We start from the raw sequence: 24,329 nt of genomic DNA on the forward strand, positions 1-24,329 counted from the left end.
AAAACAGTCAGCGGTGCGCGGGCGAACGATGCGCCTGTTCGTTGCCAGTTTCTCAGCCTTATCGGGTCTCTCAGAGGGCCTCTGAGCGCGACACCCCAGCGGCTCGTGGCTTGGCTGTTCTGCTTGGCTTTGGCCGGCTCACATGTCCTGGCTGATCCGCCGCCATTGGATCAATCTTGGCAGCCCCAGGACAACGCTTTTCAAAGCACCGCAACGGCTTCGCCGGAAACGACGAACCAACAAGCCAGCGGTCTGGGGCCGCAGATTTCGATTCAAGCACGATTGGTCCATCGCTGGCAAATCGGTGACGCCCAGGCATCGCTGCTTGAAGGCGACGTTCAGCTGCAACGAGGTGAAACCAAGCTCAGCTCCAAACGCGTTCTCTTGGTCAGTGATGGCCCGCAGGGTCGGGTGCGCAACCGCCTGGTGACTGAAAAAGACAGCGATTCAAACGGCGTGAACCGGAGTCCTGCTACCGCCGTCTGGATCAGCAAAGACGTGCCCAGCATCGACGCCCCCAACTACCGTGGCAAACCCAAGACCGACCCATTCCTCTTGCAATTCCTGCCCGACCGAGCAGTGACTGCGATCGGTGGTCCGGCCAACCAAAATTCGCCGGCAGAGTTGCCGCCGATGAATGCGTCACTGATCGAAAACGGTCCGACTCAGGCTGCGATGTACAACCAGGAGTTGGGTGCCAATGGTGGCGCCATCATGCAACCCGGCGGCATTGAACTTCCCACCGATTCAGCGGTCCAACAAACTCGGTTTCCTCAAGTGGGCAATCCGCCGGCAGCGGTCAATCCACTGCCCGCTCCCAACGGGCCACCACCTGAATTCATTGCACCAGCTCCAGCCGGCCAGATTCCACCGGCCACCAGTGGAAGCGGCGGCAGCAGTTTTCAGCTTTCCGCTGGCAGCGGCAAGATGCTGCAGATTGGCGCTCGCGATGGAACACGAGAGCCCGAATTAACCCACACTCAGCGTGAGGGGACCAAGGAATGGATCACCATGGCTCGTGGTGGTGTTAGCGTCCAGATCAATGACGTCAATGCTCAACTGCCTAGCGGTCAAGCGATCAACTTTGCGTCCGTGTCGCTCTCGGCAGACAACGTGGTTGTTTGGGGACAGCAAGGGCTGATTGACTTGTTCCAAAAGTCGGATCAACAGCCCGGTGAAATCGAGATGTACTTGGAAGGCGACGTCGTTTTCCGCGCCGGCGAGAACATCATTTATGCTCAGTCGATGTATTACAACGTCGATCGCCAAGCGGGCACGATCTTGGATGCCGAAGCCATCACATCGATCGATGCTTACCAAGGTGTAGCTCGCGTCAAAGCCGAAGTTCTGCAACAAATCGGGCCCGGATACTTTCGTGCATTTGATGCCGCGGTCACCAGCAGTCGCATGGGTGTCCCCAAGTACTGGCTGCAAAGCGAACAACTGCAGCTGCTACAACAGACGATGCCGGTCTACGACCCAACCACCGGCACGATGCAGCCTCGCCGGACTGCCAAAGTCAGTGCAGACAATAGCTTTGTCTTTTTGGGTGGCGTCCCGGTCCTGTACTGGCCAACGTTCTCCACCACGCTTTCTCGGCCAGCCTTTTACCTGACCAATCTCAAGGTCGGCAGCGACAGCGCGTTTGGAACTCAGATTCTGTTGGACTGGGATCTGTTTCAATTACTGGGCTATGACAAAGCGCCCGAGAACGTGACCTGGGAGATGTCAACGGATTATCTCAGCAAACGTGGATTTGCACTCGGGACTCAACTGGAATACGACACGCCGCGATTCTTTCGCTGGATTGGTCCGACTCGAGGACGCATGGATTTCTGGGGCATTCACGACACGGGTTTCGATCAACTGGGACGCGACCGCATGATGCTGACTCCGGAGACCAGCACCCGTGGGCGGTGGATCTGGGATCATCGTCAACAACTCGGTTCGGGCTGGGAACTGGTTGGCAACGTCGGCTGGATCAGCGATCGAAATTTCATGGAACAGTACTTGGAGCGTGAATGGGACAATCTGGCCGATCCAGCCACCGGGCTACGCCTGCGGCGTTACGCCGGCAACCACCTGCTGGACATTCATGCCGATTTCCGCGTCAATCCCTTCTTCCAAGACACTCAGCGTTTGCCAGCCATTGACCACTACATGCTGGGCGGATCGATCTTGAATGATCGTGTCTCGTGGCAGATGAACAATCACATTTCCTACTCTGACACCAACGTCGCAGACATTGCGAAAGATCCCGCCGAAGCTGCCGAGAACTTCGCCTTGCCCGGCGAGGCCGACCGCAGCGGCCTGATCGCTTCGACCAAGCAAGAGCTCTCGACGGTGCTCCCGGTTGGACCGTTCAACCTTCGTCCGATCGCTTCATTGCAAGCCTCCTATTACGGCCAAGACATCAACGGAAATTCCACGGGACGATTGCTAGGGCAGGGCGGCTTGCAAATGAACTTGCCGATGATGAAAGTGGACCGCAGCATTCACAGCAAACTGCTGAACATGAATGGCTTGGCACACAAAGTCGACTGGCGAGCCGAATACTGGTACGCCAAAAGTGATCAGAACCTGGACGACTTGCCGCTGTACAACTCGCTGGATGACAACGCCCAAGAACAATTCCGCCGACGCTTCATTGGAGACACGTTCGGGGGCGCACTGCCAGCGCGCTTTGACCCTCGCACGTACGCGTTTCGTCAGGGCATTCAAACCGACTTGGTCAGCCCCAGCGATGACATTGTGGACAACTTGCAAAGCCTTACCCTTGGCATGCACCATCGCTTTCAGACCAAACGCGGCATTCCGGGACAAGAACGCATCGTTGACTTAATCCAGTTTGATTTGGACACCCTCTTTTTCCCGGATGCAGATCAAAACAACTACGGCGAATCGATTGGCCCGACCGTTTATGATTTCCGCTACCACCTGGGCGATCGCTATTCATTGATCAGCGACGGCTACTTTGATTGGTTTGGCGGCGGCTTACGCTCGGTCAGTGCTGGCCTGCGATCGAGTCGCCCTGGAACTTCCAACTGGTACGTTGGGCTGTTGTCACTTGAAGGCCCCATCAGCAGTACGGTGCTGCGAACAACAGTCGATTACCGCATGAACGAAAAGTGGATCTTCAGTGGCGGCACGACGTACGACTTTGGCAGCGTTGGCAACATTGGCCAGTCCTATGGTTTGACGCGTATCGGTGAATCCATGCTGGTCAGACTGCGCATGAATATTGATCACGGACGCGATACCGTCGGCTTAGGATTCTTGATCGAACCGAGGTTCTTTGCCCGCACCCTGGGCTCGATCGGTGGTGGAATGATTCCGCCACCAGGCATCGAAGGGCTAGAATAGTCAACGCGTCTCGGTCTGCTGATGCACCCAAGCTGCATAGTCGGCAGGCGCATCCGCGGCGTGAATCCAAATGACCTGTGGCACTTGATAGGGATGATGCTCGGCAAGCAGTTGCTCCACCCGTCCCTTGGCATTGACGGTTGTCTTAATGACCAATCGCACTTCACTCTGCTGACAGAGCTTACCGTCCCAGCGGTAAAGGCTTTGGATCGGAGCATCCAACTGCACACAAGCGGCCGCACGCTGCTCAATCAATTTCTGTGCCAATGCGTTTGCTTCGGCAACTTCGGCAACCGTCGTTAAACAGAGACACAGAGCGGGATCGTTACGCATGACAGTCGACGTGGGACGAAGGGTGAACGAAGGAGACAGCGACCACGGTGATCAAGCAGTGGTCATACGAAGGGAGGCGCGTCTTCAAGCAGAGCGGTGTTGCTGCAATCGCACGCACCATGCTACACCACAGACAGTGTCGATGACATCGGACGCCAAGCGGTTGAGCTTCAGAGCACGCTTGGATCCCCAAACCACGCCTAACTGAGACGCAGTCTCATTAGTAACGCAGCAAAATCAGGGGCTGGAATTAGAACCATTCTCAACAAAGGAAAATGTCGGTAAATCGAGGTCAAAATTGGCAAAATGCGCTGAGATCTCGCTTGTCGAACCGACGATCCAAGCGCTATGGTTTGTCTCTGCCGCGACATCGCACTCAAACGTCCAACTACTAACCCGAGGTGAATTGATATGGATTTGCAAGCCGTCATCGACCAATTGAACGAATGCCTGAAACACGAGTGGACAGGTGTTGCTCAGTATTCACAAGCCAGCTTCATCGTCGAAGGCGTTTGGCGTGAAGTTTACGCCAGCACCTTCCAAGACAATGCTGAGGAGTCCTTTGGACACGCCAAGCTTGTCGGCGAAAAGATCTCTGCGTTGGGTGGAGTGCCTGCTGTGACTCGCAACGAAATCAAGCAGACTCGTGACCTGAAAGAGATCCTTCAGAACAGCTTGGATTTCGAATCCAAGGCTGTCGAGATGTACAGCAAAGCGCTGGAGCTCGCCGAAGGCAACCGACCCTTGGTGATCTTCCTGGAAAACATCTTGGAAGAAGAGCAACAAGGCGTCGACGAGTTCACGCTGCTGCTTCGCAACAGTGGCTCGGCCGATGTCTCTGCTAGCGACAGCAAAACAGCTTAGTCGCCTCGTTGCAGCCAAGTTCGCGCGGCCCTTGGCCGCGCACTCTATTCCAACAGCGGCGAACTGCCGCTTGGATCGATCGAGACAGCACATCCAGGCGAGGTGTCTCGCCTTGTCCCGCCAGCCGCAGACCGCTGGCTCGGTTACCGACGAAGTCCGTCAGGCAGAATGCCGTTTTCGACTTCCTCGTCCCACTGATCCATCAGCGGCCATGATTCGGCCAGCGTCCCGAAGTCGGCCATCTTTAAATAGCCTTCGACGCGACGGATGGTTTGATTCAGGAACTCGGAGTCATTGGCAAAAATGGGGCCATGACTAGGGGCCAACCATTTGACATCGCTGTCACGAATCCGCTTGAGCGATTCGACGAAGGCCTTGATATCGCTGCCGTGATGAGCATCAATCGCTCCGATGCATCCGTCGCGATAAATGTTGTCTCCGCTTAGCAGTACATCGCCGATGCGAAACGCTAATTGGCTGTTGGTGTGTCCGGGTGTGTGCCAGACTTCAACGTTCAGATTGCCAACCTGGATGGTGTCACCGTCACTGACTTCATGATCGACATCAACCTTGGGCATTTCCAAGGACAAGCCTTGAGCCTCGATCGCAGCCATCGTCCACAGCGGATCGCCTTCTGCTAAGGGCTTGACGGCGGCGGGATGAGCATAGACGGGCGCTTTCAATAATGTCTTCAGTTTCGCCAAGCCCTGCACGTGATCGACATCAGCGTGCGTGGCGATCAGTGCTTTGCAACGCGAGAGCGGAAAATCAAGCTTGCGAATGATTTCCACGTAGTCATCAACGGTTTCCTCATACCCAATGTCCACCAACGCCCACTCGTCCTGGTCATAGATCAGGTAAACGTTGCAGCCAAGCACCTCACGTGCCTGAAAGTTCAGCTCGATAATCCCGGGGTAAATTGGGTTTCGTTCAATCATGGAGGATGACGGGTAACGCGGCACAAGGACCGCAAGGTCAATTGGAGGATGCGAGTTGAGTCTGAGTTATAAATCAAGTCAGCACATTTAACAGCCCGTCTCGATAATCTGGATAGAGCAAAGAGGGCAAAAGGTCCCGACGCAGTTTGCCATTGCTTACCCGTTTGTCCGAGTCGCTGCGCAACAGCGCCGGTGAACCCGGTGCCGGCTGAACATAGGTCGGCGCAGGGGCTCGATAGTGATCGGCAATGAAGCGATAGAAGTCACTGCGAATCACTGGCCGGTCATCACTGACAAGATACAGACGTTCTTGCATCGAAGCTGGTCGCGGTTGCTGCAGACGATCCCAAGCAGCCATCACGGCGCGCGCCGCATCCTGGACATGAATCAGATTCAAATGCCCATGCTGTGGCGAAGCGATCGGGCGGCCTGCAATCACGTCAGCGGCTCGCGGCACTCGCCCCGGACCATAGATCCCCGCCAGACGCAGGACCATCCAAGGACTGTTGGGACGCTGGACGTGAAGTTGCTGTTCCGCTTGCAAGTGCGCCTGGCCGCCAGGGCGAGCTGGAAACGTTGGCGATGTCTCATCAACCCAGCGGCCATCCTTTTGGTGATACACCCCGGTCGTGCTGACGTAACAAACCCGTGCATCGGTCGGCAAATGCCCCAGTAGATTGATCAAGCCTCCGACCTGCGACTCGTAACGACTGTGTCGACTCGAACGGTCATAGCTGATTGCGATCAGCACGCGGGCACCAGGGGATAAATGGTGCAGCCCCAATCGCTGGATCGTTCGACCATCTGTCCAGTCCAGTTGGAGGGGCTGCCATGGAGAGCCAACCGCACTGGCCATAGCCGACCGGGCCGGCCTTTTGCGGTCCGCTCCCCTGGTGGTCGCGTAACACCTACCGTGACCCTGAAAGGGAGTGATCAAGCCATCAGAATGTTGCAAAGGGGCAGCCAAGCGACTTTGCTCAGGCACCGTGAACTGATTGTTTCGCCTGATCCCTAAAGTACTTTGCGACCGGACCAGCCCCCCCGCCTGGATGGCTGCTTTTTTAGAAATCTCGGTTGCAACACAACTTCCCAGGTAGCCAGCGCCTACAATGAGCACGTCCGAGTCCACTTCATTCACAATGAAATCTCCATGATTTTCTTGCCTTTTCCATCGCGAAATTAAAATAGACGCTTGGTGGCATTTCCGACCTCTTCATCTTATTGCACAGCACATTGTCTATTCAACGAATTATCGCCTCTCAGAGGGCCGCTTGTAAACCATCATGGCTTCGATTGAATGCCCTCTTGGCGCACTTCCCAGTGCGTGCATCAGTCGCGTTGATCGCTGCAGTGTTGCTGTTGGTCGGGTCGGAAACCACCTTCATGGGTCGCGCTGTTGCTGATCCACCTGCCGCCGATGCCCAGTCTGAAGCCGATGCCCAGTCTGAAGCCGGTTCCGAGCAGAAGCAGCAGGCAACCAAACCAGACAAAGCAACACAACTGGGCACCCCGAAGGCAGACTCCGAATCGGACAGTAACGCCAAGGACAGCGAACCGCCGAAACCAGCTAAGCCTGCTCAGAGCGTTGTCAAACCTGCGGCTGTCAAAACTCCAGTGAAGACTGCCGAGTTTCGTCCCAACGGGCGCACCTTTGTTGCCCTGCCTGCTTCCTTGAAGTCACTTGCCAAGGGAGAGGTCCCCAAGTCGCTTGACCAACTGCATGCAATGGAAGATCAGGTCAACCAGGTTTCCAAGGAAGCCAAATCCTGCACCGTTGGCATTCGAATTGGTCAAGCTCAGGGCAGTGGCGTGATCGTGACTGAAAAGGGTTACATTCTGACCGCTGCTCACGTTGCGGTTCAGCCAGGCAAAGAAGCCGTGATCACCTTCAGTGACGGCAAACGCGTCAAAGGGACTTCACTGGGCATGAACCGTTCGGTGGATGCAGGCATGATTCAGATCCTGCCTGATCAAAACGGTGGCAAGCCTTATCCCTTCGCCACACTGGGATCCAGTAAAGACTTAGCGGACGGATCATGGTGTTTGGCCGTCGGCCACCCCGGCGGCTACGACAATGCTCGTGGTTCAGTGCTGCGAGTCGGTCGAGTCCTGGCAGCGCACCCCGATCGCTTGCTGACCGACTGTGCGCTCATTGGCGGTGACAGCGGTGGTCCACTGTTTAATCTGCAAGGCGAATTGATTGGCATTCACAGCCGGATTGGCAACAACGTCGAAACCAACCTGCATGTCCCAGTTGCCCATTACGACCGCGCTTGGGACCGCATGTCAAGCGGCGAATCCTGGGGCATGTTGCCTGGGTTCCGTCCAGCCATTGGCGTTCGCGGCAAAACCGAAGATGGCAAAGCCGTTGTGATTCATGTGCGACCTGGTTCGCCTGCAGAGAAAGCTGGCGTCAACGTCCAAGACGTGATCGTCAAATTCGGGGACAAAGAAATCACCGACTTTGATTCGCTGAAAAAGGCCGTGACGGAAACCATGCCAGACATGCGAGTGCCGCTGATCGTCATCCGTGGTTCAGAAGAAAAGAAGCTAGTCATTCGCATCGGCAACGCTCGCTAGTGAACGCAACTCTGCGACGGACACACGGACCGGCAAAATCGATTCCTGCCTCCCCAGACGACAACTAGACACCTCCCACAAAACACATTCCCGCATGATTTTTTGGCCCCTGGCCACCCCAAGCACGGGCTGTAGCGATACAGCGACTGATTCATAGAGTGACTTATCCATACGGTGATTCCAAAATGATTGACCTTGTGAAGTACAAAACTCGTGTCGCACTGGTGATCGCAATCTTGTTATCCGGATTGCTGCCGACCAGTTCAACCTTTGCTCAGCGGCCCGATGGCTGGGACCTGTTTGATAAAACCCCACGTCGTGTGTCGCGTGACAGCACCGCGATGCGAAGCCTGCTGCGTCCCCTGGCCGAAGCGATGCATCCCTCGGTCGTGCAAATTTTTAGCGGCAGCCGCCTGGTGTCACTGGGAACAATCGTTTCCGAAGATGGTTTTGTGTTGACCAAACGCAGCGAACTCTCCGGCGACCCCGTCACCGTTCGCTTGCCTAATGGTGAAAAGGCTTCGGCACGCGTGGCAGTGGTTCGTCGCGAGAACGACCTGGCGCTGCTGGCGATCAAATCAAACGACGAAGATCCGACATTCAAACCGGCCAAGTTCCAGGTCGAAGAACCGCGTGTGGGCACGTTCTTGGTTTCTCCAGGACGCGATGGTCAAGTCGTCGGCTTGGGTGTTCTAGGTGTGCAGGCACGTCCGATTGCTCATAAAGGTCGCCTCGGCATTGAACTGCCACGCACCGAAGATGGCCCGGCATTGGTTCGGAGTGTCAAACCGGCCAGCGGCGCCGATGCAGCAGGCGTCAAAAATGGGGACACGATCATGGCAATCAACGGCCAAGCACTCGCCAACGCGCGAGCGGCCTTTGATACCCTGGGCAGCATGTACCCTGGCGAAGTGGTCCACCTGACCATCTTGCGCGATGGAAACACCTTGGAACTGGACGCTCAAATGACCGATCAGAAAGTCATGATGGAGTCCAAGAACGACACCCGCGTCAACGGCCCTCGGAATGTTCGGCTCAGTGGTTTTGAATCCGTGATTCAGCACGACACTGTGCTGCCACCGAACCAGTGCGGCGGCCCCTTGCTAGACAGCAAAGGGAACGTTGTTGGAATCAACATCGCTCGCGCCGGGCGAGTTGTTAGCTACGCTCTGCCAAGCGCCCTGGTCGTGGGCGAAATGGTTGGCATGCTTGAAGAAGCGCGACAATAGTCGCAAAATCGAATCGCCAAACGCCACCTGCCAGTTTTCGGACTGGCTTCTCAGCGACGAACGATGCCCTACCATCGTTCGTCTTCTCTTGCCGCAACATCCGTCGACGGAATGCCAAACGGCCCAGAAACGCGTCGACGCAGAACAAGGTGCCTGTTCACTCGGCTTGCCAGGGTGGATTCGACCCCACAGCCGGTAACCGTTGCCAGCTCTATTCGCTGCTAACCAAACGTGTACTGGCGATCAGGTCGCGGTGACGATACCAAACCCGCCGCAGACCGATGAACAGAAAGAAGTTGCCAGCAATTGAAATCAGCAGCAACAGACTGACAAAGGGATTATTTTCCGATGCCCCTGGTTGCTCTGATCCGGTTGCAGCTCCCGTGGACCCATTGGTCTTGCTGACATTGAACACGTCACTGCCTTCGAGATCATCGAAGTTCTCTTCAGAGGCTCGCGAACGCATCCTGCGGTCAGGTTGCCCGCCGGTGGACGAGACCAGATCTGCCCCAGCACGATCTGTCCCAGCACGATCCCCATTTAACATGCGATTGGCATCGGCGGTGTGACTCGTTGGCATCACGCTTCGGTCGGGCTGATTGACGGGGCTCCAACGGGTTGCAGGCCCACCGAGTGTTTGATTGACTGCAGTGCCGGGGGTTTCCGCGAGCCGCGAACGCTCTGCCGAATCAGGCCATGGCTGGGGCGCGTTGGTGCGAGGAACTGACAATGCCATCTCCGACCCAGACGCTGCAGATGCTGGTTGGCCGGTTGCCAAAGCCCCAGACGGCGACGCTGGTGCGACCAGTCCATTGGGCAAAAGGTATTGCTGATAGAAAGCCCGATAAACGTCATCCAAGAACCCTGGCTGAGCCAAGCGAGGATCGGTCTTGCTAATCCCCATCGTTGCCAACATCGCCAGCACTTGTTCATCGGTGTACGTGCCAGGCAGCCTTGGCAGCGAGGCGGCCGCCACTGGAGCCGGTGCTGCTGGAACCGGTGCCACTGGAGCCGGTGCTGCTGTCGTTGTGTTGGTGTTGCCAGCCATCGCTGGATAGCCCGTCGAAGGATAACCACTGGACGCTGGCAACGTTGTCCGATCAAGCGTTTTCCAAGCGCTGGCTGCTGGCGCATTCGACATGCCAGAACTCGACAGACCGGAGTTCATTGCATCGGCAGGCTGTGCGGCCAGCGACTGTGCGGCCAGTGACGGTGCTGGGGTTGCTGGCAAGTTTGGATTCGCTGGCAAGTTGACCGAACGCGGCAGGGTATTAAAGCCTGGTGTTGAAGCGGGTTCAGCAGGTGCACCAGCCATGGCCGCCGGAACATTGCTGGCTGGAACATTGCTGGCGGGCAGCGCCACTTCAGACGCCGCGCTGTTGCTAGGCGCTGCAGCCTGGCTGCCGGGATTCATCGCGTTTATTGCTGGCAAAGCCGCTGTGGGCAGGTTTGCCGGCAACTCGCCAGCGGGGCTGGTCGTTGGCAACGCGGGATCCGGGTTGTCAGGCAAAGCCAACAACGTATCAGGGACAGACATCCCAGCGCTGGCGGGCAAAGGACTTGGTAGAGACGCTGTGTTGCTAGACGCTGCGTCGCTAGCCGCGATGTCACCGGCCGCTGGCAATGCCGACAAAGCATCTCCGGCTGGCAGAGCACTGCTGCCTGCTAACGGAGGGGCAGCCATGCTAGCTGGCGGCACACTGATCGCGGTGGAGGCTGGATCTTGATCGGAGACAGGTAAGGCGCCGGAAACTGGAACCACTGGGCCACCAGCGAGGCTGCCTTGAGCAGCCCCCGAGCTGGTACTTGGAAAACGAGCGGCTCCTTGAACCAAACGCTCTTGAAAGACAACATCACTGCTGTCTCCAGCAACGGTGGTTGAAGGCCCCGCGCGGTTGACGTCTGCGTGAACGACGGACGCTCCATGAGTGATCACGGCGTCGTGACGGCCGGTCGCCGAGAACGCGTTCGCTGGCCGTGACGCAACAGGCGTGTGAACCGTGGGAACAGGAACCGGACTGGCGTCATTGGTCGTCGCCATGCCGCTGCTTCGAAGGTTCGTAACGTCCTGCCCTGCATTAGGCTGACTCAGCACAGGCTGGACGTGCGTTGGCAAGCCCAGCCCGAATGCACTTCCACCGGCAACCGCTTGTGGATTCGCAGAGATGCTGGACTGACAATGCGCAACGGACTGGCAGACCAACATTGCAAACGTGGCAACGAAGGGGACCATTACGTTGACAATGGCCTGGCACTTCACGTTCCAGTCCATGGCATTCCGACCCATGACATTCTTCCTTGAACAAACAACTTGGACTGCGGCTGCATCAATGGGCAACCGCAGGGCAAAGCGACGCATTGCCGGCATCCACTGCCGGATCAATCGATACTGAACAGTTTGCCGAGCGGATCCGATTCGATCCGCCCCTGGCAGTGTTCAGCCAAATCTGGTGTTTCACGCTCGATCGTAGCGGGAAACACCAAAACGCGTAAAGATCGGTTTACCCGCTAACTGTCCCGCTGGCAAGGAAACTCAAGAAAGCGGATCGCTACTGCCTGACATAGCGTCGATACTTGCCGCCGGTGGCCTTGGCGATATTGACCAAACTAGGCAAATTGCCAGCGGTCTGGAAAGCAATGGTGTGAATGGGAATCTCTTTGCCTGACTCCCTGATTGCAACTCCCAGCTCAGGCGTGATCGAGAATTCGCCATCGGAGAGCAAGAAAATCACATTCGGATTCAGCTCCAACGCCTGCACCACCGCCCGTGAGGGGTCTGTCCCGCCTCCGGCCTGCAGCGAGCGAATCCAATACGACGCCATCCCCAAGCTACCTTCAGCGGAGACCAATCCGGCGTCCTCGTTGTAGGCCGGATCGGTGGGCATCTGCACGGACATCGAGTTGTACGCAAAGATCGTGTAGTACTGTTTTTCGTTCAGCCCTTGCAGCGACCGCATCATCTCGGCCTTGAGCAGATGGAGCCGCGAACCTCCCATGCTGCCGGAGCGATCGACAATGAAGACCACGCGCTGGCCATAGCCATGAACACCGCAGAACAACACCATGTTCCGCCCCTTCTTGCCGTTTGTGGCGTTCAGAGCCTGGGTCTGGCTGACGGCGTTGAGCGATGTGAAGTCAATGCTGGAAGTCAGAGGACTCTCGGTGATCGCCTCCATGGCCTCCGTCACATCATACTGGACCTCCAATGCTTCCAACGGCACGGGCTGATTGGGATTGATCTGCGGAGTCAGATCTTCACTGATCTCCTGCACCTCGATCTCGGCAAATGGCTCGGCGTCCTGATCGGACTGTGACATGATCAACACGTCGCGCGGTCTGTCGCTGGGCAAGATCCAGAGCGCCAGCAAGATCAGGATCACCAAATGCACGACCGTTGTGACCAGCATCGTATTGGCTTTATCCAGCCGATCTGTCCAGCTGTTGACCGGCGAATCGAGCCCAGTAATTTCGAACAACGACGAATCATCACTGGAGGCCTCGGCAGCAGGCAAAGACTCTTGCGGCAACTCTGCTGGCGGCTTAAACGTCCCAGCGGTTGCCAGCCGCGGAATTTCCAGCCGCGGGGGCACCGCGCGAGGTGGCTTGCGTGCCGGCACGACTCGCCCTGGCAGCGGCACTTCTGCGGGATCGACTCGCAACTGCCCAGCGACGAAAACCTCCTGGCAGTCCTGCTGGACCACCGGTGGCGCTGGCACCGGTGGAACCGATGACGGGGCGGTGCGAGGCGGCAGTGAAGCGCTCATGACGAGACCTTGGCTGAACCAACGGCGTGGAAAAGTCAGCGGGGGGAGGGATGCTGAAGCGACAATTTGCCCGAATTTTGGCAACATCTAATATGCCCGATTTCCGCATCGGAAGGGGCAAGAATCCGCCGAACCAGTCAAAAACACCCCGTTTGGGGACCCCAACCCTGTGTGAATGAACCGCCTAAACGCAATCTGGGCAAATTTGGCAAGAAAGAGCCTGCCTGAATTCTTGCGAAACGGGTTGAATGGAGGCCCCTGTGTCGATATTCTTCTGGGCTTCCGACTTTGCAGCACGCCCCCGGGACTGGTTGTGGACCTGGTAATGGACGCACCAAGGTAGCCTCATAAACGGCTTCGGGCTTGCAAAGATCGCTACAATTCAATTCGAACAAGCATCTTGATTTTGCCATCGCAGAGCGCTCGATTCGCCCGCTGGCTTAATCTTATTATTGGTGAAGCAATGGCACACAAGAAAGGACAGGGATCGAGCCGCAACGGTCGCGATTCCAACGCACAACGACGTGGCGTCAAAAAGTTCGGCGGCGAAGCAGTCGCTGCGGGCAACATTCTGATTCGTCAGTGTGGCACCAAGTGGCGTGCTGGACGTGGCGTTGGACAAGGCAATGATTACACCTTGTTCGCATTGGTCGACGGCAAAGTCATGTTCGACCAAAAGGGCCGCCGCATCAACGTGGTGACTGGCTGATCAGTCAGCCCCCAAGCCAAAACACCGAAGCCATGTAGCAGGTCTTGTTACATGGCTTTTTTTGCGCGCGGTGCCGCCGCCCACGCTATCGCCTCAATAGACACCGCGCTAGCGTCTCAATAGACACTGCGATAGCGTCTCAACAGACACCACGCTATCGCCTCAATAGACACTGCGTTAGCGTCTCAGTAGACACTTCCCTGGTCACCGCCACTGCCACTACAAACGGCACAGCAGATGGCTTAGACTCCTAGGATTCACCCCGTCTTGAAACCTCCCGCCCCATCATCTGTTTCTTCAGGAATGCCTTCGATGAGTGAGAACTTTCGCCCCGGTACACTTGCTTTGCACGCTGGTCAGGAACCAGACCCCGCCACCAATGCGCGGGCGGTTCCCATCTACGCGACGACCAGTTACGTCTTTAACGACACCGATCACGCAAAAGCGCTCTTTGGTTTAACCGAGTTCGGCAACATCTACAGCCGCTTGATGAACCCAACGGTCGACGTGTTGGAAAAGCGACTGGCGGCACTTGATGGTGGCGTGACGGGACTTTGCTTTGCATCGGGTCAATCCGCGATCACCGCATCGATCCTCACGATCGCCCATGCGGGACAAAACATCCTCAGCAGCACCTCGCTGTATGGTGGCACGTGGACGCTGTTCACCCAAACGCTAAAGAACCTTGGCATTGAAGTTCGCTTCTTTGATCCTGATCAGCCTGAAACGATTCATGAACTTGTCGACGAGAACACGCGACTGGTTTACATGGAATCCATCGGCAATCCCAAAAACGACGTGCCGGACTTTAAAGCGATCACCGATGCCGCGCACAGCGCGCCGCACGGATCGATTCCAGTGATCTGCGACAACACGGTGATGACACCGATGTTGCTCAAGCCCATTGAACACGGCGTCGACATCGTGGTTTACAGCACCACCAAGTTCTTGGGCGGCCATGGAACGCACGTTGGTGGAGCGATTGTTGACAGCGGAAACTTCAAGTGGGCTGATCAGCCAGAGAAGTGGCCTGAGTTCTGTGCTCCATCGCCATCCTATCATGGCGCCGTGTTTGAAGAACACCTCCGACCGATGGGCAACATCGCGTACTTGCTGCACGCCCGAACTCACTGGCTGCGTGACACCGGTGCTGCGATGAGCCCCTTTGCGGCGTTCTTGTTCTTGCAAGGTTTGGAGACATTGCACCTGCGAATGCCTCGTCACTGCGAAAACTCGCTCAAGGTGGCACAGTTCTTGGAATCAAGTGATGCGGTCCAGTGGGTGAATTACCCTGGCTTGCCTTCGCACAAGGATCACCAGCGTGCTTTGCAATATTTACCAAACGGACAAGGTGCCATCATCGGCTTTGGCATCAAAGGCGGTGTCGAAGCTGGCGCAAAGTTCATCAACGCCTGCGAACTTTGCTCTCACTTGGCAAACATTGGTGACGCGAAGACTTTGGTGATCCACCCGGCTAGCACCACGCACCAACAGCTTTCGCCCGAGGAGCAAGCCAAAACCGGTGTTGTCCCTGAATACATTCGGATCTCCGTTGGCATTGAAGATGTCGAAGACATCATTGATGACCTCAAGCAAGCCCTGGCGGTTGCAGTCAGCTGATCTTGTTTGCCAACGGTTTTGATTCGTGAACTCTGGTCCCCAGCCATCCAGTGCCTCGCCCGATGAGCCCTTTGCCAGCACCGATGCCAATCGTGTTGCTGGCCCATTGGCTTATGCGCAGTATGCGGTTTTCGAGCAAGGGCTTGAACTGTCACGCGGTGGTCAATTACAGCCTGTTCAGTGTGCCTATGAAACGTGGGGCAAGCTGAACCCACAGGCTTCCAACGCGGTGTTAATCTGCCATGCATTGAGTGGCGATTCACATGCAGCCAGCCACCACTCGAATGATGACCCTGGCTGGTGGGAGGACTTGATTGGGCCTGGAAAAGCGATCGACACGGATCGCTACTTTGTCGTTTGCCCAAACGTTCTCGGTGGCTGCCGCGGCAGCACGGGACCGGAGGACAAGCATCCCGAAACCGGCAAGCACTTCGGCGCCGACTTTCCCAATATCACAATTGATGACATGGTGGCCCTTCAGCAATTGCTGGCCGAACACCTGGGCATCAAGCGCTGGCGAGCGATCATCGGTGGCTCGCTAGGCGGTCACCAAGCGATGACCTGGATCCACCGCCAACCCGACTGCACGGACCTGTGCGTGATCGTGGCCTCCAGCCCTCGGCTGACCAGCCAGGCACTGGGCTTTGACATCATCGGTCGCAATGCAATCCAGACCGATCCTCACTTTCGCGATGGCCAGTATTACGATTACCCCGAACGCCCCGACACAGGGCTGGCGATCGCTCGCATGCTGGGCCATGTGACTTACTTGTCCAACGAAGCGATGGAGTCAAAGTTTGGTCACGATCGCCATGACCCGCGCGAAATCGCCACCGACTTTGAACAGCGTTTTAGCGTCGGCTCCTATCTGGCACACCAAGGCCAAAAGTTCACCTCTCGCTTTGATGCCAACAGCTATATCGCGATCACGATGGCGATGGACCTGTTTGATCTGGGCAGTGAACGAAAACTGTTATGCGAGACCTTTGCCGAGGCGGACTGCGAGTTCCTGCTGGTTAGCTTTAGCAGCGACTGGTTGTTTCCACCTCACCAATCGCGTGAGATTGTCAATGCACTGACAACACTTGATAAACCCGTCAGTTATGCCGAGATCACTTCGCCGCGCGGTCATGACTCGTTTTTAATTGCCGAAGATGTTGCTCAGTATGCGCCGCTGATTCAAGCCAAACTGGGCGACCTTACCGCAGCCGACTTCCAGCTCAGCCAAGTTGAAAAAATCATCGTCGATGAAATCCCAGAGGTTGCCTCTGTACTGGACCTGGGTTGCGGCGATGGGCGCTTGCTCGCTGAACTCAAACGCCGTGGACATCAACGTGTCGTCGGTGTCGAGGTTCAACAAGAGAACCTACTCAGCGCTGGCCGCCGTGGCTTGGATGTGATCGATTATGACTTGAACGAAGGCCTGCCTGCTTTCGGGGTCGATCAGTTCGACATCGTGGTGATGAACGAGACACTGCAAGTTGTCCCCAACATCGAACGCCTAGTGGATGAAATGATGCGAGTGGGCAAGCAGGTGATTGTCAGCTTTCCGAACTTCGCCTATCGCTCGCTGCGTGAAGCCTATGCGAAAGGCGGACGGTCCCCCAAAGCTCCGGGCCGCTTTAGCTACGAATGGTACAACACACCCAATCGACGCTTCCCCAGCATCGCCGACGTGGAAGACCTTTGCCAGCAAAAGGGGCTTACGATCGAGAAAGCCATTTACTTTGACAACGCCCTCAACACGCAGATCGCAGCTGACAACGATCCGAATCTCAACGCCGACACGGCGGTGATGGTGCTCAGTCGCTTGTGAAACATCGCCCCGATGATAGCTGGCAGACCGATGATAGCTGGCAGACCGATGATAGCTGGCAGACCGATGATAGCTGGCAGACTGGCTGCCCGGCAAACGGCTGCATGATGATTCATGCGATGGCTCAATCACGGAACGACATGATGGGGCCCGACCAATCGTCATCGTCTTCAGTCAATTCATCACCGAACTCGTTGGTCGCACCGTACTGACAATCGCTTTCAACTAACGCATTGGGAATGTCGGTTAGAAAAAATGGAATCTCGGTGCCGCTATCGAGGCTCTTTTGGTTGTAATACGGGGTGTAAGCGCCGTGCGAACGCACCTTGCCTGTGATCATCATCGAATCCTTGGCACGAGTCATGGCGACATACAAGACGCGGCGCTCCTCTTCGATCTGATCTTCATCGCCATTGTTGCGAGAGTGCGGATAGTTGCCAGGCTGCACGCCAATCAAATAGCACACCGGCGCCTCGGTTCCTTTGGCACTGTGCACGGTGATCAACGTGACAAGATCGTCTTGCTCTTCTTGCGACGCCTCGGATTCGGAAATCGGGTCAAGGGTGTAGGTTTCTAAAAACTCGCCGACGGTGGCATGATCGCGGGCGAGCTTTTTAAGCAACTTGAAGTCCTTGCTACGACGGTCCCAATCATCGAACTTCTTTTCCAGGAGTGGCTCCAGTTTCTCGATCGCCACCTCGATGGCCTTGGCCGGCGCGTCCAGCAAGCCAACGCACTGCTGGTAGGCTTCGCCCAACCTTGGATTGGCGCCAAAGCGATTCTGCAAACGTTCGCTGATCGCGTCGGTGTTAGGCTGCTTAAAGACCTCTAGAATCGCACTGGCAGCGGTCTTTTCGCCGACGCGCGGCCACAGAGTCAGAAAACGAATCCAAGCCAGTTGATCAGACCGATTGTCCGCCACGCGCAACAAGCTGATCAGGTCCTTGATATGCGCGGACTGCATCAGTGCGGTTCCACCCACAAACCGATAGGGAATGTCTTCCTGAATCAGCCCGGCTTCTACGGTCCGAGCGGCCCAGGCAGTGCGCGTCAGAATCATGTGATCTCGCCAATTGGCGCCGCCGTCACGACGTTCAAGCAGATCCTCGACCACGGTGGTTGCTTCATCTTGTTCGTCGTCGACTTGCAACCAAATGGGTTTTTCACCGTTACCACGCGCGGCATGCAGCTTCTTTTCGTAGCCCAACGGAGATTGATCCAGCAACCAATTAGCAACGTCCAAAATCTCTTGCGTGCTCCGGTAGTTCTCCTCCAGCTTCAACGTCGACGCGCCCGGTAAGCGATCCGCAAAACCATGCACGTTACGAAAATCGGCGCCGCGGAAAGCATAGATGCTTTGTGCATCATCACCGACGCAAAACAACTTGGCCGGGTCACGCATCGCATCCAAAATCATCCATTGCAATGGATTGGTGTCCTGCATTTCATCGACCAGCAAATGATCATAGCGCTTTTGAATCTTCTCTCGCAACGATTTCCGACGATGCATCTGGCGAGCAAAAATGTACAAGATGTCGTCGTAATCGAAGTACCGACAATCGCGTTTGCGTTTGCTGTAATCATCGATCACGTTTTCGATCAGCTGAATGATCTCTTCGCTGTGATCGGTAAAGCGTTTGAGATACTCCTGCAGCCGGCGATTGGTATTGCGAGCATAGGAGTAATAGTTCGCCAGTTCAGCTGCTTTGGGAAAGCGAGCGTCTTTGCCGATCACGGTTCCGCGCGCCAGCTTCATCAGTTGCAGTTGATCGTCGCGGTCGATGATCGACAGCCCTTGGCAATCGAACAGATCGGGCCAGCGGCGGAGGTACTGCAAACAAAAGTTGTGAAACGTGCCTGCCGGGACTTTCTTCGCCGTCGGTCCCACCTGCTGTCCCAAGCGATGGCGCATCTCGCGAGCGGCCCGTCGCGTGAAAGTCAACAGCAAGATGCGACGCGGATCGACGCCCTGTTCGAGCAAGTGCACCACTCGGCCAACGATGGTGCTGGTTTTTCCGGTGCCTGCCCCAGCCAACACCAAGACATGGCCACCGTCGAATTCGACAGCGCGTTGCTGTTGGGCATTGAACTGCATCAATTGGGCTCCTGGGGGCAGAGGTCGGCAATTCGGCAAGACTGAACGAGACGTGTCGGCGGCTGCAACAAGCTCCCATGACTCACCGGTTGAGTCTGACAATCCTAACGAATCGTCCTCAGATTCCTATGCGCTGGCCAAGCATTCGCCAGCAAAACTTGATTTCATCGCTGGCGACAAACCTGCACCGATCGCTCCAATCATCACCACTGGGGATCACATCCGCAGTGAACTGACGGCCAATCCCCAGATTCCCCCACGCCACAGGGGGTAAAGCCCTACAATAAAGCAGCGGAGATCAGAAACACACAGGCGGTGAAGAACGGTTGACGAGGACCAATGGTGGATATTGAACAGGCGCTGCAACAGGCCCGCCAAGACCTACTGGAATTGACCGCTCGCAACCGCTTGATCCACACACCGCTGGCCGGAAAGCGAAAAAGCTGGCTGCAGGTGGTCGACGAGAGCAGTGAGCGCCTGTTTGACCTGCTGGTGCGTCAAGGCAAGACGCTGTCGTTTCTGCCTCGACAAGAACCGCCCCAGACTGAATCAAGCCAAGAATCGGCCGACGACCAGGTCGATGACGAGCGGCGCCAGTTCATCGAAGCCTTCGATCAAAACGAATCCAGCGACGGCGATTCGGATCAAGCCAAAGCAGCCAACGAAGCTGCGGCAAGTTCGCCAGAGAACTCTGAAGACGCCGCCAAAGAGATTCCAGCGTCGCACATTGATCGCTTTCTGCAAACGGACCTGACCGAAGAACCGCTTCAGAAAAAACTGCTCAACTGCTACTACGACGCGCGCACGGCCGAAGAAGAGCAGGGCGTCAGCATTCTGTATTTGGCATGCGGCTTTCTCAAGTGGCGCGAAGAGACAGAAGGTTCGCACGAACGCTTTGCACCACTGCTGCTGATCCCCGTTGAACTGACACGTAACACGGCACGAAGTCGTTTTCAGCTACGATTCCGTGACGAAGACTTAGTGACCAACCTGTCCATTCAAGCCAGGCTAAAAGAAGACTTCGGCATCACGCTGCCCGACCTGCCAGAGTCTGTGGAACACGACGACGACTGGTCACCCACGACCTACTTCGATCAGGTGCGCGAGATCACCATGCACCGCGACGGCTGGCAAGTGCTGGATGACGAGATCCTGCTGTGGATGTTTTCGTTTACGAAGTTCTTGATGTATCGCGATCTGTCGCCTGAAGCATGGCCAGACAAAAATCTGTTGGCCAATCATGCCATGCTGCAAGGACTGCTCGGCAATGGCTTTGAGACCGACTCCATGCTGCCACCGCTCTGTGGCGATGATGAACCCATTGATCAAGTCCTCAACCCCGCCGATGTGATTCATATCGCCGACGCTGATTCCTCCCAAGCAGTCGTCATTGAAGAGATCGCTCGCGGCCGTAACCTGGTCGTGCAAGGACCGCCAGGGACCGGCAAATCACAAACCATCACCAACGCCATCGCGGCTGCGGTTCATGCCGGCAAACGAGTCTTGTTCATTGCCGAAAAGATGGCCGCCTTAGATGTTGTGCGGCGGCGTTTAGAACATGCTGGCGTCGGCGACATGGTGCTGGAACTTCACAGCCACAAGGCTCGCAAACGCAACGTGCTGGACAACCTGAAGGCCACTCTGTACCTGACCGAGATCAACGACCAACGCAATGTGCCGATCGAAGAACTTCGCAGCACCGCGATTCGTTTGCGAGAACACGATCAGGCGTTGCATCAACCGGTCGAAGGCAGTGGCACATCGCCCTACCAAGCCATCGGGCGAACGCTCCAGTTGCGTTCCAATGGCGGCAAAACAGTGCCCTATCGCATCGACGCAGCGGCCAACTGGACACCCCAGGAATACGAACAACGACTGGCGCTTGCCAAAGACCTGGACCAGTTACTGGAAGCCTCTGGCAGTCCCTGCGATAACGCTTGGTATGGCGTGACATGCGACCCCTTGTCACCAGCCCACCAAGAACGCTTACTTCGCAAACTACCCAGCATCCAAACCGGTCTGCAAAAACTGCTCGATGACGCCGATGAATTGAGCGGCAAACTGCAACTGCAACTGCCAACCGCTGGCGGCTTGGATGAGATCTCCCGGGTTGCCCTGCTTGCCGAGCACATTAAACAGTGCCCAGCAAAACTGGATCCAACCACCATCGAAAACCCACAATGGGCCACTGAGCTCGATCGATTGGAATCCATTGTCAAGCGAACGCAAACCTTGGTTGATCAAGAAGCATCGCTTCTCAAACAAGTCAGTGAAACGGCGTTTGACTTCAATTGGTCAACGACTCGATTGGCGATCGCTGCACATGGAACCAAATGGTGGCGCTTGCTGATTTCAACTCATCGCAACGCCATCAATCAATTGAAAGGTGTCTGCCTTGGTCAGCCCCCCGCAGACCGGGACGCCCGCCTGGCTCTGATTGATCAAATCATCGGATTTCAAAAAGCCACCGAGCAGTTTGCCGACGAGAGCAAATTCGCCAAGCGATTGCTGGGCAGCGCATGGCATGGCAAACAAACGGATTTCAAGTCGGCGCAAGCGATCGTCCAGTGGTGCCGCCACTCCCTAGACTGTCCACTGCAATCCCAACACGCTCGGCCCCTGATCGCGCGGGCAATCGACCTGCAGGCAATCGAACAGCCACTCCAACACGTTGCCAAAAGCTTGCAAACCGTCCGGTCGCAACTGGAGGAACTTGCCGGAGAGCTGAAATTAGTTCCCACGGTCGCCTTGCAAGCCGATCACGTGGCGACCGCCAAGCTTCAGGATTGGCAACAGCGGATGCAAGCCTGGCAAGCCGTTCCAGAGCAACTGAGCCATTACCTTGCCAGCGCCTCACGTGTCAGCAAACTGCGCACAATGGACCTGTCCCCTTTGGCGGATGAAGTCGAAACCGGCGTCCTGCCGCCCGGCCGAGTTGAACCCCAACTGCGTGCGATTCGCAGCGAAGCAGTCATCGAACAGGCTTGGGCAACGCGTGACGATCTGGCACAGTTCCATGGCGAAACCTTTGAACAATTACGCACTCGATTTGCCAACCTCGACCAACAGCGCATCGAGCTTAGCCGCCTGGACGTCGCACGAACTCACTACCGGCAAATCCCTTCCTCGCTGGCCGACAGTGGCCAAGTCAGCGTGGTGAGGCGAGAGATCAACAAAAAACGCCGTCACATGCCGTTGCGAGTCCTGTTGCGCGAAGCGGGACAAGCGATTCAGAAAATCAAACCCGTGTTCATGATGAGCCCACTGTCGGTGGCTCAGTACTTGAAACCCGGTAGCGTTGAATTCGACCTGCTGGTGATCGATGAAGCCAGCCAAGTCCAGCCAGTCGATGCGCTCGGTGCCATTGCTCGCAGCAAACAAATTGTCGTCGTTGGCGACCAAAAACAATTGCCACCCACCGACTTCTTCAGCCGCATGTCGGGCGACACCATGGACGACGACGGCGACGAAGCCGTCTACCATGCCGGCGACTTGGAAAGCATTCTTGGACTGTGCGAAGCCCAAGGCCTGCCCAGTCGCATGCTGCGTTGGCATTATCGCAGCAAGCACGAATCGCTGATCGCGGTTAGCAATCGCAAATTCTACGACGACCGCCTGTTCATCATCCCCAGTCCAATCAGAGGTGGTGGACCGCTGGGACTGTCGTTTCGGTACATCGAAAATGGTTGCTACGATCGCGGTGGCTCACGAGCCAACCGTCAGGAAGCCATCGCCGTCGCCAATGCCGTCATGGAGCATGCCGCCAATCACCCGAATCTGTCCCTGGGGGTGGCTACGTTTAGCAGCGCTCAACGCGATGCGATTTTGGACGAACTTGAACAACTGCGTCGCAACAATCATGAACACGAAGCCTTCTTTGCCACCGGAGGCGCGTCCCCGTTTTTCGTCAAAAGCTTAGAAAATGTCCAAGGCGATGAACGTGACGTGATTTACATCTCGATCGGCTATGGCCATGACAAGGACGGCTACTTTGCTCACAACTTTGGCCCCCTGAATCGCGAAGGGGGCGAACGACGACTGAATGTCTTGATCAGTCGCGCGTCTTCTGCTTGCGAAGTCTTCTCATCGATCCGTTCGGATGACATCAACCTTGCACGCGCAAAAGGCGAAGGCGTCGCGGCCCTGAAGATGTACCTGCACTATGCAGAACACGGCCATCTAGAGGCGACTCGGTCGCACGGTTCAGCAGACAGCCTCTTTGAAGAACAGGTCGCGAAAAAACTGCGTGAGCGTGGACTGCATGTGGATCATCAGATTGGCGAAGGCGGTTTCTTCATCGACTTGGCGATCCGAGACCCAGATCAACCGGGCCGCTATTTACTGGGCATTGAATGTGATGGAGCCCAGTATCACAGCGCTCGCTGGGTGCGAGACCGGGATCGTATTCGGCAGCAAATCTTGGAATCACGTGGCTGGGTGATTCATCGAGTCTGGAGCACCGATTGGTTCCAGCGCCCCGACGAGCAACTCAACAGCGTGCTGGAGGCTTTGGAAAACGCGCGACAGCATTGGGCCAACGTCGACCAAGATGCGGCGAAGGCTGCCGCGCTCTTCAAGCCTCGTAGCATCACTCCGGTCGCCAACCAGGGAACCCGTTGGGATCGTCGCGAAGCCCAACCGGAACTCGAAAAACCAGTCCAGGGTGACACGCCGTACCAACTGGCCGAGATGGAAGCCAACGGCTATGTCGGCGGACCAACGGAGATGAATTCCGAGCAGTTCGAGAACCTGGTGGTAGAAATCGTCACCACGGAATCACCGATTCATGTGGACGAAGTGGGGCGACGCTGCATCAGCTTACTCGGCAGAGGACGTTTGACTTCAGCACTGAAACGAAAGATTGACGAGGCAGCACAGAAGCTAGCCAGCAATCATGCAATCGATTATCGCGGTGATTTCCTGTATCAACCTGAGCAGCAGGCGTTTCCGGTTCGCAATCGCCGCCACGTAGAATCCAGCTCGCTGCGCAAAGTTGAACACATTGCTCCGGAAGAGTT

14 protein-coding genes and 1 pseudogene are annotated in these 24,329 nt (G+C 56.3%); 9 read left to right on the plus strand and 6 right to left on the minus strand.

The window, feature by feature from the left end; all coding sequences use genetic code 11:
• Positions 1-105 precede the first annotated feature (105 nt).
• Positions 106-3,363: an LPS assembly protein LptD gene (gene lptD / locus SV7mr_RS21070; RefSeq protein ID WP_145276404.1), complete on the plus strand. Its 3,258-nt coding sequence runs from the start codon at positions 106-108 to the stop codon at positions 3,361-3,363.
• Here the strand turns inward: lptD and cutA are convergent, their stop codons facing one another.
• The gene (gene cutA / locus SV7mr_RS21075; RefSeq protein ID WP_145276406.1) at positions 3,364-3,696 is read right to left on the minus strand and encodes a divalent-cation tolerance protein CutA; all 333 of its coding nucleotides are present in this window, start codon (positions 3,694-3,696) and stop codon (positions 3,364-3,366) included.
• Positions 3,697-4,107: 411 nt separating this feature from the next.
• Here cutA and SV7mr_RS21080 point away from each other — a divergent pair, with 411 nt between their 5' ends.
• The gene (locus SV7mr_RS21080) at positions 4,108-4,560 is read left to right on the plus strand and encodes a ferritin-like domain-containing protein (RefSeq protein ID WP_145276408.1); all 453 of its coding nucleotides are present in this window, start codon (positions 4,108-4,110) and stop codon (positions 4,558-4,560) included.
• Positions 4,561-4,703: 143 nt separating this feature from the next.
• Here the strand turns inward: SV7mr_RS21080 and SV7mr_RS21085 are convergent, their stop codons facing one another.
• The gene (locus SV7mr_RS21085) at positions 4,704-5,498 is read right to left on the minus strand and encodes an MBL fold metallo-hydrolase (RefSeq protein WP_145276411.1); all 795 of its coding nucleotides are present in this window, start codon (positions 5,496-5,498) and stop codon (positions 4,704-4,706) included.
• A 73-nt stretch (positions 5,499-5,571) separates the two neighbouring features.
• Entirely contained in the window at positions 5,572-6,636 is a 1,065-nt protein-coding gene (locus SV7mr_RS21090; RefSeq protein WP_419187717.1) for an NAD-dependent epimerase/dehydratase family protein, read from the minus strand.
• Positions 6,637-6,818: 182 nt separating this feature from the next.
• Here SV7mr_RS21090 and SV7mr_RS21095 point away from each other — a divergent pair, with 182 nt between their 5' ends.
• Both SV7mr_RS21095 and SV7mr_RS21100 read left to right on the plus strand, forming a co-directional pair.
• Positions 6,819-8,078 carry a S1C family serine protease gene (locus SV7mr_RS21095; RefSeq protein WP_419187718.1) on the plus strand — a complete coding sequence of 420 codons (1,260 nt, stop codon included), beginning with the start codon at positions 6,819-6,821 and terminating at the stop codon, positions 8,076-8,078.
• A 185-nt stretch (positions 8,079-8,263) separates the two neighbouring features.
• Entirely contained in the window at positions 8,264-9,307 is a 1,044-nt protein-coding gene (locus tag SV7mr_RS21100) for a PDZ domain-containing protein (protein WP_419187719.1), read from the plus strand.
• 211 nt (positions 9,308-9,518) lie between these two features.
• Here the strand turns inward: SV7mr_RS21100 and SV7mr_RS21105 are convergent, their stop codons facing one another.
• Positions 9,519-11,594 carry a hypothetical protein gene (locus tag SV7mr_RS21105; RefSeq protein WP_145276419.1) on the minus strand — a complete coding sequence of 692 codons (2,076 nt, stop codon included), beginning with the start codon at positions 11,592-11,594 and terminating at the stop codon, positions 9,519-9,521.
• Between the two features lie 11 nt (positions 11,595-11,605).
• Here SV7mr_RS21105 and SV7mr_RS21110 point away from each other — a divergent pair, with 11 nt between their 5' ends.
• A complete protein-coding gene (locus tag SV7mr_RS21110; protein WP_145276422.1) occupies positions 11,606-11,800 on the plus strand; it encodes a hypothetical protein in 195 nt (64 codons plus the stop codon).
• Positions 11,801-11,856: 56 nt separating this feature from the next.
• On the opposite strand, the gene SV7mr_RS21115 is transcribed toward SV7mr_RS21110, so the two are convergent.
• A complete protein-coding gene (locus SV7mr_RS21115) occupies positions 11,857-13,071 on the minus strand; it encodes a vWA domain-containing protein (RefSeq protein ID WP_419187720.1) in 1,215 nt (404 codons plus the stop codon).
• Between the two features lie 463 nt (positions 13,072-13,534).
• Here SV7mr_RS21115 and rpmA point away from each other — a divergent pair, with 463 nt between their 5' ends.
• From rpmA to metX, 3 genes are all read left to right on the plus strand, one after another.
• Complete coding sequence (gene rpmA, locus SV7mr_RS21120; protein WP_145276426.1) at positions 13,535-13,780, plus strand: 50S ribosomal protein L27; 246 nt, start codon at positions 13,535-13,537, stop codon at positions 13,778-13,780.
• Positions 13,781-14,092: 312 nt separating this feature from the next.
• The gene (locus tag SV7mr_RS21125) at positions 14,093-15,400 is read left to right on the plus strand and encodes an O-acetylhomoserine aminocarboxypropyltransferase/cysteine synthase family protein (RefSeq protein ID WP_145276428.1); all 1,308 of its coding nucleotides are present in this window, start codon (positions 14,093-14,095) and stop codon (positions 15,398-15,400) included.
• Between the two features lie 25 nt (positions 15,401-15,425).
• The gene (gene metX / locus SV7mr_RS21130; RefSeq protein WP_145276430.1) at positions 15,426-17,216 is read left to right on the plus strand and encodes a homoserine O-acetyltransferase MetX; all 1,791 of its coding nucleotides are present in this window, start codon (positions 15,426-15,428) and stop codon (positions 17,214-17,216) included.
• Positions 17,217-17,340: 124 nt separating this feature from the next.
• Here metX and SV7mr_RS21135 read toward each other — a convergent pair whose 3' ends face one another.
• Positions 17,341-19,311: an ATP-dependent helicase gene (locus SV7mr_RS21135; RefSeq protein ID WP_145276432.1), complete on the minus strand. Its 1,971-nt coding sequence runs from the start codon at positions 19,309-19,311 to the stop codon at positions 17,341-17,343.
• A gap of 339 nt (positions 19,312-19,650) precedes the next feature.
• On the opposite strand from SV7mr_RS21135, the pseudogene SV7mr_RS21140 reads away from it, so the two are divergent.
• Positions 19,651-24,153 (plus strand): annotated as a pseudogene (locus SV7mr_RS21140) (DUF4011 domain-containing protein); the annotation flags it as partial.
• Positions 24,154-24,329: the final 176 nt, after the last annotated feature.

Origin of the sequence: Stieleria bergensis (assembly GCA_007745635.1) — a bacterium.
GTDB classification, from domain to species: Bacteria; Planctomycetota; Planctomycetia; order Pirellulales; family Pirellulaceae; genus Stieleria; species Stieleria bergensis.

Bases quoted from the DNA above. Each gene is read 5' to 3' on its own strand.
- SV7mr_RS21105 (WP_145276419.1), bottom strand. From the start codon at position 11,594: ATGGGTCGGAATGCCATGGACTGGAACGTGAAGTGCCAGGCCATTGTC.
- SV7mr_RS21135 (WP_145276432.1), bottom strand. From the start codon at position 19,311: ATGCAGTTCAATGCCCAACAGCAACGCGCTGTCGAATTCGACGGTGGC.
- SV7mr_RS21115 (WP_419187720.1), bottom strand. From the start codon at position 13,071: ATGAGCGCTTCACTGCCGCCTCGCACCGCCCCGTCATCGGTTCCACCG.
- rpmA (WP_145276426.1), top strand. From the start codon at position 13,535: ATGGCACACAAGAAAGGACAGGGATCGAGCCGCAACGGTCGCGATTCC.
- cutA (WP_145276406.1), bottom strand. From the start codon at position 3,696: ATGCGTAACGATCCCGCTCTGTGTCTCTGTTTAACGACGGTTGCCGAA.
- SV7mr_RS21085 (WP_145276411.1), bottom strand. From the start codon at position 5,498: ATGATTGAACGAAACCCAATTTACCCCGGGATTATCGAGCTGAACTTT.
- SV7mr_RS21125 (WP_145276428.1), top strand. From the start codon at position 14,093: ATGAGTGAGAACTTTCGCCCCGGTACACTTGCTTTGCACGCTGGTCAG.
- SV7mr_RS21100 (WP_419187719.1), top strand. From the start codon at position 8,264: ATGATTGACCTTGTGAAGTACAAAACTCGTGTCGCACTGGTGATCGCA.
- SV7mr_RS21080 (WP_145276408.1), top strand. From the start codon at position 4,108: ATGGATTTGCAAGCCGTCATCGACCAATTGAACGAATGCCTGAAACAC.